The sequence below is a fragment of the Actinomadura alba genome, from assembly GCF_014323705.1.
Taxonomy (GTDB): Bacteria; Actinomycetota; Actinomycetes; order Streptosporangiales; family Streptosporangiaceae; genus Actinomadura_C; species Actinomadura_C alba.
The window spans coordinates 1-11,145 of record NZ_JABVEC010000072.1; the positions used below are offsets into that span (position 1 = coordinate 1).

8 protein-coding genes and 1 pseudogene are annotated in these 11,145 nt (G+C 65.1%); 4 read left to right on the plus strand and 5 right to left on the minus strand.

The features are described 5' to 3' along the window. Nucleotides 1-830 precede the first annotated feature (830 nt). From HKK74_RS38545 to HKK74_RS42110, 3 genes and pseudogenes are all read right to left on the minus strand, one after another. Nucleotides 831-1,415: a TerD family protein gene (locus HKK74_RS38545; RefSeq protein WP_187248388.1), complete on the minus strand. Its 585-nt coding sequence runs from the start codon at nt 1,413-1,415 to the stop codon at nt 831-833. 1,762 nt (nt 1,416-3,177) lie between these two features. Next, nucleotides 3,178-3,927: a transposase gene (locus tag HKK74_RS42105; RefSeq protein WP_187248389.1), complete on the minus strand. Its 750-nt coding sequence runs from the start codon at nt 3,925-3,927 to the stop codon at nt 3,178-3,180. A 53-nt stretch (nt 3,928-3,980) separates the two neighbouring features. After that, a pseudogene (locus HKK74_RS42110) lies at nt 3,981-4,169 on the minus strand (hypothetical protein); the annotation flags it as partial. 123 nt (nt 4,170-4,292) lie between these two features. On the opposite strand from HKK74_RS42110, the gene HKK74_RS41775 reads away from it, so the two are divergent. Further along, nucleotides 4,293-5,750 carry a B12-binding domain-containing radical SAM protein gene (locus HKK74_RS41775; RefSeq protein ID WP_222723259.1) on the plus strand — a complete coding sequence of 486 codons (1,458 nt, stop codon included), beginning with the start codon at nt 4,293-4,295 and terminating at the stop codon, nt 5,748-5,750. Nucleotides 5,751-6,391: 641 nt separating this feature from the next. After that, nucleotides 6,392-6,565 (plus strand): hypothetical protein, encoded by a 174-nt coding sequence (locus tag HKK74_RS38560; protein WP_187248391.1) that lies wholly within the window; start codon nt 6,392-6,394, stop codon nt 6,563-6,565. 59 nt (nt 6,566-6,624) lie between these two features. On the opposite strand, the gene HKK74_RS38565 is transcribed toward HKK74_RS38560, so the two are convergent. Beyond that, nucleotides 6,625-7,365, minus strand: coding sequence for an SDR family NAD(P)-dependent oxidoreductase (locus HKK74_RS38565; RefSeq protein ID WP_187248392.1), 741 nt, complete (start codon nt 7,363-7,365; stop codon nt 6,625-6,627). A gap of 96 nt (nt 7,366-7,461) precedes the next feature. Between HKK74_RS38565 and HKK74_RS38570 the strand changes: the two genes are divergently transcribed. Then, entirely contained in the window at nt 7,462-8,070 is a 609-nt protein-coding gene (locus HKK74_RS38570) for a TetR/AcrR family transcriptional regulator (protein WP_187248393.1), read from the plus strand. 446 nt (nt 8,071-8,516) lie between these two features. Next, a complete protein-coding gene (locus HKK74_RS38575) occupies nt 8,517-9,560 on the plus strand; it encodes a hypothetical protein (RefSeq protein ID WP_187248394.1) in 1,044 nt (347 codons plus the stop codon). Between the two features lie 147 nt (nt 9,561-9,707). Here HKK74_RS38575 and HKK74_RS38580 read toward each other — a convergent pair whose 3' ends face one another. Next, complete coding sequence (locus HKK74_RS38580; protein WP_187248395.1) at nt 9,708-11,009, minus strand: cupredoxin domain-containing protein; 1,302 nt, start codon at nt 11,007-11,009, stop codon at nt 9,708-9,710. Nucleotides 11,010-11,145 lie beyond the last annotated feature (136 nt).

Here is an 11,145-nt window from a genome sequence, read left to right on the forward strand (position 1 = left end):
AACCAATAGTCACAATGGACTCAGGAGACGTCCGGATCGGACCAAATCGTGGAGCGCTACTCAAGTCTGCGCTCACGGCGGGAGTGGTGGTCACCCCTGATACCCAGCGGAGCGCTGGCCGCAACGGACGCGCAGCAGACCGCCGTTCGACCCACTCCTTTCATCACGGTGTCGCCAGCCGCTGGGGGCAGGCTTCGCGAATGTCCAGATCAAGCTCCAGCATGGCGGGGTCGAGCGTGCGCTCGTGGGAACGCCGACGCTCAAGGGCACGGTGAAGGCCGGCTGGACGAGCGGAGGCGCCACACCTGATGGGATCAACGCCACGGTGACGGTTCCGGCCTGTGCCGTGCCAATATCCGCGCATCGGCTCTCAGCTGGGGTCTGGATGATCGCTAGGCTGCTCTCCGGTACTGGTTGATCAAGCCTCCGACGACCTTATAGCGCTGGATCCGGGCGGTCATGTCGATCACTCGGCCGGGTTCGTGCAGCGGTGGCCTTTGGTCCCGGGACTGATGCGGACGATGATCGTTATTTCTCCGCCGCCAGGCGTACAACCAGGGCGCGTATCTCCTGGAGGGCATGGTGCTGGATGTCGCCGCCAACGACATCCAGCACGACATCAACGCGTCCGTGACAACGGCCCCGTTTACTCGGGCGGTCATCTGCGGACGCAGATCTGGTGCGTACTCCCCAAACGTTCACACCTGCGCTGGAGATTCTCGATCGAATTCGCCGTTCGCTCCGACCCGTTGACCAGACGACCCCACCGCCGCGGCGGTTGAAGGAGGCTGGTGTTCACAGGGGTCGCAGCCTGTGAGATAGGGCCCGGTCTATTGCATGGCGAATCTGATGAGGGCCTGCCGGTCGCCTTGCTTGATCTTGCCTTGCTGGTTGAGGACTTCGAGCTGCCAGTGGGAACCGTTGCGGAGGGCTCGGCAGATGGCGTTGGCGTTGTCGGCGCCGAGCAGGGACGGCCAGATGTCGGCGACCTGTTCTGAGCTGCCGCCCGTGGCGTCATAGACCTTGAACGAGATGTTGTTGGCCTTGTCAAAGGAGCTGCCTCGTTTGAAGGCCGCAGCGATGAAGACGATGGAGGTGATCGCAGGCGGAACGTTGGCGAAGGTGACCTGGACGGTCTCGTCGTCGCCTTCGGCGGCGCCGGTCTGCTCGTCGCCGGAGTGCTTGACCGAGCCGTTGCCGAGCGGGTCCAGGGAGTCCAGGCCAGCGAGTCTGACCGGTTCCGCGCCCTGCATGAGGACGGCGATCAGGTCGAGGTCGACGCCCTTTTTCCGTCGGGCCTTGCCGAGGAGCCCGCCACTGGATCCGGCGGAGGGGTCCCAGGCCACACCCACGATCAGGTGGGTGATGCCGTTCAGATCGGCGGCTCCGTCTTCCTTGGTCAGCGTGATCGCCATCGTCGTCTCCTTCATATTCTCGGCTTAGGCCCGCCTTGATCAAACCATCTCCACGGGCCGCATTGATCGCGCGGCTGCGGATTCGGCTTCCGGGGCTGGATCCTCAACGGCGGCCGGTACCACGACGTTCCGCCAGTCGCGGCGCATGGGGCGTAGACGGGCAGCGGTTCGGCGGGCTCGGACGACTCGTCCAGTGCTCGCGCCTCCGCAAGCAGGCCGGGGGCGATCATGGCGATCGCGAACCTCCATCCGCGCCCGGTTCCTTCCCCCATGGCTTCCTTACGTCATCTACGGCGGGGCCGGTGTTGCGTGCGATTCAACGAGCTGGACCGGCGACGGGTTCCTGGCCCCGTCTCGACGGCCCGGTGTCACGTCGTTCGTCGTCGACGATCTCCTCGACGACCTCTTTGGCGATGGTCCTGCCGACGAAGCCCGCTGCGCGCACCGTCGCGACCGCGCCCCAGCCGGAACCTCGTGATCTGGCGCGACTTCAGCAGGCTGATCTTCTGCCCTGATCGAGCTGTCCACGCGGCGTTTTCCTCGTTCAGATTCCTTCGCTCATCATTGCAGGGAGGTCCGCGCCTCCACGATCAGCTGGCCCTGTGGAATCCCTGGTCGGGACGACGTAGATGCTGTGTGTTTTCCGCACATGATTCGCTCCGCTCGCCCCTGCCGGAAGACCAGGAACCCCCAACGTTCCCGAAGAACAGTCCATGCGCCAGATGACGTAACGCAGGCATCACCTGGCAACCGGTGCTGCAGATGACGATGACGGTGGGTGGGGACGCGTTCCACACGCGGCCCGGGGGATGACCGCGCGCCGGGTCCAGCCGGCCTACCGCCCAGGGCGAACGATATGAACGCCCAACTCCATCGCCCGCGTCAAGCCAGACCCATTCAGGACCAACGGCGACCTCATCCAACGATCCCAGCACTGCCGCAGGCCTTACACCCGCAGAAGTCACTGCCATCCGGCATGTTCACGACATTGGACACACCCACCAGGCCAAAACATCACACCGATCGCCACCGCCACCGGACTCACTGCTGTGATCTCTAACAGGACGGCCACGATCATCCCCGGAAGGCCATGGACGACAAGATCACGACATCCGAGCAACCAACGAGCAACCACGGGTCGTCAGCCAACACGGGTTACCGTCGGCGCCAGCGGAGACGATCAGAGCCGGGCGGCGCCCTGGTTACCTGGATGCCACCTGCGCACGGTCCTCGCCGTCTACGAGGCCTATTTTAAAGTGCACCGTCCACACCGGGGCCCTGAACCAGGCCAGCCCGCTCCCGGGCACTACCCGATCCCATCGACGCCGACATCACGGTCATCCGACGAGACCGACTCGGTGGTCTTCTACACGAATACTCGCAGGTCGCATGAGGTGACACAGTATTCGGCACCCACACCCTTCCTCGACGGGAATGACGGCACCAGGGCTGCCCGGAGTGCAGGGCCGGCGGTCCGAGCGACCCCTATGGCGAAGCGAATGCTACTGATGAAGCTTCCCGGACCGTTCGCGGGCCGCCGAGCGCGGGCTGGCGGCGGTCCACTGCCCGCCGGCGGCCGCGAAGAGGGGCGGCGGTACTGACGGGTGTTCGGCAAGGGTGGCGGAAGCCGCGACTTGCCCCTCCCTCACGCGGTCGCCCGGCGTAGGCAAGGTAGGCCGCGACCCGGAAGTTTCAACCCTGCCTGCGGTTCGGAGACTCCATTGTTGTCACTCGCTGGGCTGGGTGGTGATGATCCTGGCCATCACCGAGTGGATCGGCTCACCGTGGAGCAGGTTCCGCAGTTCTTCGACGCCGTATTGCCGCTGTTCTGGGGTGAGCGAGATGTATTTTTCGATTCGTTCGTTAAATGTTTGCCGGAACTTCGCGTAAAGCTCGTCGTCTTCCCGCACGCGGCCGGCGATCTCCACGAGGGCGGCGGTCCAGCGAAATCGTCCTCGGGTATCGGGTGATCCGGCAGGATGTCGGCGAACCGGCCGGCGTTCTGGCCGAAGAGCGTGCCGTCGAGCGGGCGCATGGTGAAGATGTGTGCGTAGTGCTGTTCATGAATTGCCAGTGGCAGCTGTCCAAGGGCCATTGATTCGTGGAGCGCGGTGAGCAGGTCGTGTTCTGGTTCGGCGTCGCGTCGTAGGTTCTGCAGTCCTTCGATGTCGACGATCGAGCCGGTCGGATGGATCACGGGACCGGTGCCGAGAGCGGTGAACTCGGCTGCGCGCTGGGTGACGCCGGGGAAGTTCTGCACGACACTGTGCGTGGCGAGCAGGTGCGCGGCGACGACGCGCTCATGCGGTGAGAGGCCGGCTAGGTGCTGGTCGGCGGCTGCGAAGTAGGAGCGTGGCATCGTCTCGCACAGGTCGCTGATGTGTTCGGGGCGTCGTTCGTAGTCGCGGACCAGGCGCCGGTACCGCAGTAACCAGCCGAAACTGCGTTCGACCACCCGCCGGCGCGGTATGGCGTGAAACGCGTGCAGTTCGGTGCGCTTGATGATCTGCACCGTGATCCCGGCGACGGCACGGACCCAGGGGGGCCAGGGGGTTTGCCGTCGTAGCCGGAATCGGCCCAGATCAGCTTGAGCCGGGTACAGACGTTCAGTAGCGCGATGACCAGCAGTTTGGCGCCGAAGCGGTCACCGATGTTGGCGGTGGTGACCACGACCGCCAGCAGAATCCCTCCACGTCGACGGACGTTGTCGAGCGGGCGCCGACCGTCCAGTGCACGCCGCAGAACAACGGCCACCTGCGGGCCGGCCGGACCACAGTGCGCACGGGAGAAGAAGGCAGTCTATTTGAGTGAGGATACATTTTTCAAATGCAGCTTCGAGACCTCAGTGTTCTACTGTTGTATCCTCCGAACCAGAGCGTGCCAGGGACCGTGTGCAAGCCGAACGGCTCGCTCGCCTATCCGCACCTAGGCGGAGCGCTCCGGCAGCATGGAGTGCACGTGCAGGTCTTCGACGCCTGTGTCGGCGGCGGACCCGACGTGCTCGACGACATCTTCGCCAACCCGTCGCCGATCCCGAGCGGCCTGGTGCGCACCGGCGTCAGCGATGAGCGGATCCTCGGGGTCGTGGCGGAGCACGACATCGTCGGCATCACGTCGATCTTCACCGACCAGGAGTCGATGGTTCTGCACTGCGCCCGGCTGATCAAGGCGGCCTATCCCGAGAAGATCCTCGTCTCCGGCGGGGTGAACGCGCGCTCCCGGCTGCCACTGTTCTTCGCGGCCGGCTTCGACGTGGTGTGCCTGTCCGAGGCCGACCACACCATCATCGACATCGTCGAGGCCGTGCGGCGCTCGAGCAGGCCGAGCTTCGCCGACATCCACGGCGTCGCGTTCCCCGACGCCGGCCGGATCCGGATCAACCCCGCCCGTGCCCAGGACATGGTGCGGAACCTCGACACCCTGCCCATGCCAGCCTGGGACCTGCTGCCCAACCAGCGCTACTGGAAGATGGCCCGGCCGCACTCCGGCGTGTTCGAGCCCGGCGCTGAGCTGCGCTACGGCACCATGATGACCTCGCTCGGTTGCCCGTTTGCTTGCACGTACTGCCACATTGCCGACGAGACGGAGGGCAGCATCAGCGGGCCCATCGGGAGCTTCCGCGTGAAGTCCGACGACCGGGTGATGGCCGAGATCGAGACCCTGAAGAGCCTCGGCGTGACGGACGTGTTCATCGAGGACGACTCGCTGCTCGGGCAGAAGAAGCGCGGCCTGCGACTGCTGGAGCGGATCCAGGAGGCCGGCGTGACCGTCTGCGACGTCAACGGCATCAACATCATCCACCTGCTCAAGCGCTGGAAACCCGACCACGAAGTACTCGAGGCGTTGGCCAACGCGGGTTTCACGCAGATCAACTTGCCGTTCGAGACGGCCAACCTGCGCATCATGCGTAAGTACGCGAGCAACAAGCTCAACGTGGAAATGGCCGACCTTCCCGGGCTGATCGTCGCCATGAAGGAGTACGGCTTCAAGATCTACGGCCACTACATGATCGGTTGGCCGGACGAGACGATGGAGGAGATGGAGACCACCATCGACATGGCTCGCGAACACGTCTCCTACGGTTTGGACGGGGCCCACTTCTTCTGTGTCGTGCCGATGCCCGGCACGCCGCTGTTCGACATGGCGATCGCCGGCGGCCACATCAGCCCCGATTTCAACCCCGACATGATGAACATCTACCACGCCAACATGACCAATACGACCGTCCCCGCGGACGTCCTAACAGAGACCCGCGCCCGCGCCTGGGCAGAGGTCAACTCCGCGACGTTCATAGGCGCCAAGGAGCGCTGGGTGGCCGGGACAACGAACGAGTAGGTTCGCCCGGCAGGCCGTACCTTACTTGAATATCATGTGGTGTCGACGGAGTGAGAGTGGGCGCCCATAACGACGGAACCAGCAGCCATCGAGGCATCCAGCCTGGTCAAGACCTTTGGCAAGCGTTCGAACATCGTCCGGCCCCAAGTCAGCAGGCACGAGAGCAGAGTATACTTCCTCGCTCTCAACGGCATTCCATTGAGGTCATCCCAAAGGCGCCAAGGTGCGTACCAGCCGAATTGGTCGGAGATTTCGCAACCCATGGATGCGGGTGGGCCCAGCACTCGCCCAAGCCTTCCGGACGAATCGAGAGGGTGATTCCACACAGATGGATGATCGATCGTATGCAGACACTCGCGAGGCCCGGAACTCGGCTCCGTACGTAGGGCATGTCATAGGCACTCGAGCGAACTTCCGGACAGTCCCAATGAGGTCTTTCAAAGTCTCGGGTCCTCGTGAATTGGCAATGACGACGTCGTAGCCGTTCGCGATCGACGCACGCGCGATCTGGCTACCAGGCCTCACCTGCGCCAATGAGGCCGATTACTGGCATGGGTCCTTTACCTCATTCTGTGTTGAACGGAGTCGAACGAGGGCACCGCAGATGGGGTGCACGTCGGAACCGTTCGTTGATCAGGGTGATGGGTCGCTCTGATCGTGACCGTCTTGATCGTCCAGACCTGCTTGACGCGCGGACTTACCGCTCACCGGCCGGACTCCTCCTGCCGGCGGTCCCCTGCGGCACCGTCTCCGGTGCCGGCGGCAGGAAGCTGCTGGTGCACTGCATCACCTTCTCGCTGCTGCGGCAGGCGTGACCTCTGTCCGCCCGGCCGGCCAGGCGCCGCCATCCTCGCCGGATGTGCGGCCATGGAACTCAGATCTGGTTCAGGCCGCCGTCGACGTACAGGCTCGAACCGGTGATGAAGCTGCTCTGCTCGGAGGCGAGGAAGGTCACGGCAGCGGCGATCTCCTCCGGGCGCCCGAGCCGGCCCAGCGGCACACGCGTAGCCAGTTGCTGCTTGAAGGCGGCCGGGGCGGGAGTGAGCCCCGACACAGCAGGGGTATCGGTCGGGCCGGGCGTGATGGTGTTGACCCGGATGCCGCGTCCCTTGAGTTCGTTGGCCCAGGTCCGGGAGAACGATCGGGTGGCGGCCTTGGTAGCCGCGTACACACCGAGCGCCTCATCGCCGACGTCCACGTTGGTAGAGCCGTTCAAGATCACCGAGGCGCCGTCGTTGAGCAGCGGCAGCGCCTTCTGAACGGTGAACAGCGTGCCCCGGACGTTGATGCCGAAGAGGGTGTCGAAGTGCTCCTCGGTGACCTGCTCAAGCGTCACCAACGAGGCGACGGAGGCATTCGCGAACAGTACGTCCAGGCCCCGTCCTCGGCTGCGGATCGTCTCGTAGAGCCGGTCCAGGTCGGCGAGGTTCGAGATGTCGCCGGTCACCGCGGTAGCCGCTGAACCAATCTCTTCGACGGCCGCGTCGAGTTCGGTCTTGCGCCGGCCGGTGATGAACACGTGTGCGCCCTCGGCCGCCAGTCGTACGGCGCTGGCCAGGCCGATCCCGGTGCTGCCTCCGGTGACGAGAGCGGTCTTGCCCTCAAGTAGTCCCACGTGAATTGACCTCCGTCGAGTTCTGCATCGATCGATGCAGAACTCGACGGTAGCATGTTCTGCATCGATCGCTACAGAAGGGGGTAGACTGCGTAGGTGGAGACCAAACAACGCCGCTCAACCGGCCGACCGCGAGGATTCGACGCCGACGAAGCTCTCGAGCGCGCCCTGCTGGTCTTCTGGGAGCAGGGCTACGAGGGGGCCAGCCTGGCCAACCTGACCGACGCGATGGGCATCTCCACCACCAGCATGTACGCAACCTTCGGTAACAAGGAGGAGCTGTTCCGCAAGGCCCTGGAGCGCTACACCGAAGGCCCGAGCGCATACCTGGCCCGAGCCCTGGAAGAGCCGACCGCCCTCGGCGTCGCCACCGCGATCCTGGCCGGCACCGTTCGAACCACCACCCGCCCGACACATCCCCACGGGTGCCTGGGCATCCAGGGCGCCCTGGCCACCAGCGACTCCGGGCGCGAAGTCCGCGACCTCCTCGTCGCCTGGCGCAACAACGGCTACTCCTGTATCCGAGAGCGGTTCCAACGAGCCGTCGACGACGGCGACCTGCCCCCGGAGACCAACCCGGCACTACTCGCCCGCTACGTCACCACCTTGACATCCGGCATCGCCGTGCAAGCCGCCAGCGGTGTCGGCCGCGACGAACTCCAGGAAATGGCCGACGCCGCCCTACGCAACTGGCCACTCTCCTGAGAACCGCCCGGCGTTCGTCTTCGCGAACAACCGAGCCTTTGCCAACCTGGTTTTCGGACTGGTCAACGGGTGCGCGGCGTGGCGCGACCTCGAATGATACGTTGTCATTACTCGATGGCTACGCGAGTTTCGATATGCTCTGTATGAAATTGATGAGCGGTTTCGAAGGATTCTGGCACCATGTGCTCTTTGTTGGTTGAACCCTGAGCGCGTACGCCTTCTCGCGGAACTGTCAACCTCAAACCAAAGATGCCGAGATCAACCCAGTGGTCACTGGCCGCCGGATTCGAGGTGTCGGCCTCCACTGCCTGGCGTTATATGGCCATTGACAACAACCGTCTTTCCGCTGTCTCCGGAATGAGGCAGGAGCACCCTTCCCGCTTGATCGATACGGACATATGATGCCGGGGACGTTTGGCGCTCGTAACTCAGAATGGAGGGCGCAAATGGAATGGGTACTGGGTCGGCGCCGGCAAGGAGACAGGCGGGTGTCGGCCGCGCTGAGCACTCTGATGATGCCGGCGGTGGCGTCGCTGGTGGTGCTGGGGCCCGCCTCAGCGGCACAGGCGTCCGACTGCACTCGTACCCACAGTGGACGGGTGCCCCTGGTCGATCTGGGTACAGGCACCTACCTGGGTGCTCAGGGTGGCCTCTACCCGGGAGGTGCGAACAGCCGCCCGGCGGCACACGATTCGGCCGGCCGGTCCATTGCGACCAACCAGATCCTGCCGCGAAACTCCTCGGGAGCGGTGGACAACACCAACGGCAAGGTCGTCTTCGCGTCGATCGGTATGTCCAACACCACCCAGGAGTTCCAGGCCTTCATGCAGTCGGTGGCCGGCGACGCCACCCTCAACCCCAAGCTGGTCCTCGTCGATGGGGCGCAGGGCGGGCAGGCCGCGACCGCTTGGGCCGACCCGAACAGCACCACCTGGCAGGTCCTCAACAACCGGCTGATGCAGGCCGGGGTGACGCCGGCCCAGGTGCAGACGGTCTGGCTCAAACAGCAGTTCGGTGGCGACAACCTGGGCACCTTCCCAAGCGGGGCGCAACAGTTGCGGGATGCGCTGCGCAGCATCGTGACGATCGCCAAGAGCAAGTACCCCAACCTGCGGATCGTCCACCTGTCCAGCCGCACCTACGGTGACTACTCCACCGCGCTCCGCGGCAAGGGCGCGTACGAGCAGGCGTTCGCCGTGAAGCAGTTGATTGAGGACCAGATCGCCGGTGACCCACGACTGGCGTACGCCGGCACCAGCGCTCCCGCTCCCTGGCTGGCCTGGGGGCCGTACCTGTGGGCCGATGGGCTGGGCGCCGACGGCGTGCCGGGCGGGGTTCCAGGCCGCAGAGACGGCCTTGAGTGGACGTGCGCCGATTACCAGACCGACGGCGTGCACCCGAGTACGTCCGGACGCAACAAGGTCGCCCGCGCCCTGGTGGAGTTCTACAGGAACGACACCACCGCCGCCCCCTGGTTCCGGGCGAGCTGAATCAGCTCAAGGGCGACCCGAAGCGGTCATGACGACGCTCCGGCTCTGCCATCTCCGTCGACAAGGCGAATCGGAGCCCAGTCGACATTCGTCCCCAGCCGGGGGCGACCTCACTTGACCAGTGCGGTCGCCCCCGGCTGAAGGAACTCACTTGGGGCAGCCGGTGCCCTTACCTGACTTGCATCCCGAGCCGGTCCCGCTTTCGACGACAGTGAACTTCGCCGTGCTCACATCGGAGGTGTTTCCGGCCTTGTCCGTGGCCCGGTACAGCACCGTGTGCGCACCCGGCTGAGCGACCATGAGCGGGTTCGCGTACACCGCGAACGGCTGCCCGTCGAGCGAGTACTCCACCTTGTCCACCCCGGACTCGGTGTCACTCGCCGAGATCGTCAGCCTGGCGGAGCCCACATAGTTCCAGGCCCAGTCCTGGCTGCCGGTGACCTGCGCCGACGCCTGCGGCGGAGTCGTGTCCTTGCCCGGCGGGTTGACCACCGTGAAGTTCACCGACCCCACGGTCGAGGTGTTGCCGGCCTTGTCGGTCGCCCGGTGCCGCACCGTGTGCGCACCCGGCTGGTTCACCGACACCGGAGCCGAGTACGTCGCGAACGCCCCACCGTTGAGTGAGTACTCCACCTTGTCCACGCCGGACTCGGTGTCACTCGCCGAGACCGTCACCGTGGCGGAACCCACATAATTGCCATCGGCGTCCCTGTCCCCCGACACCGACGCCGACACCTGCGGCGGCGTCGTGTCCTTCGGCTGCGGGTCGACCACCGTGAACGACACCGAACCCACGTTCGAGGTGTTCCCGGCCTTGTCCGTCGCCCGGTACCGCACCGTGTGCGCACCCGGCTGAGCGACCGCGAGCGGGTTCGCATACACCGCGAACGGCTGCCCGTCGAGCGAGTACTCCACCTTGTCCACCCCGGACTCGGTGTCACTCGCCGAGACCGTCACCGTGGCGGAACCCACATAATTGCCATCGGCGTCCCTGTCCCCCGACACCGACGCCGACACCTGCGGCGGCGTCGTGTCCGAGGCACCGCCGGTGACCACGAGCTCGCCGGTCATCATCTGGTGGCCGGGGATGGCGCAGAAGAAGCGGTACTTCCCAGGCGTGAGGTTCACCTGGATCTCGTGCCGGCCACCGCTCGCGTCAAAGGGGCTGGCGATGATGTTGGCGGCGACGTCGTGGTTGTAGCCGGGTGTGGACGTGTCGAAGGTCAGAGTGTGCGTCATCCCGGTGGTGTTGCCCGTCGCCGTGCTGTTCTCGAAGACGATCGTCGTGGGCCCTGCCGTCGCCGTGGTCGGCACGGACTTGTACGCGGTCATGCTGTTGTCGGCGGTCCAGGTGAGCACCTGTGCCGCCGCCTGACGGAGTTGCTGGTCCTGGGGATTCGCGACCGCACTCGACGACAGCCATAGCGCCGACACCGCCACACCCACCATCACCCCGACGAGGCGTCGCGTGGTGACAGGGGCTCTGGGCGCCTTCCGCGCCCTATCTATCAATTGGTGGAAAAGAGATCTGATCTGCATTTATCGCTGCACCTCTCACGATCTGCGAGACGGTCGATGGACCGCG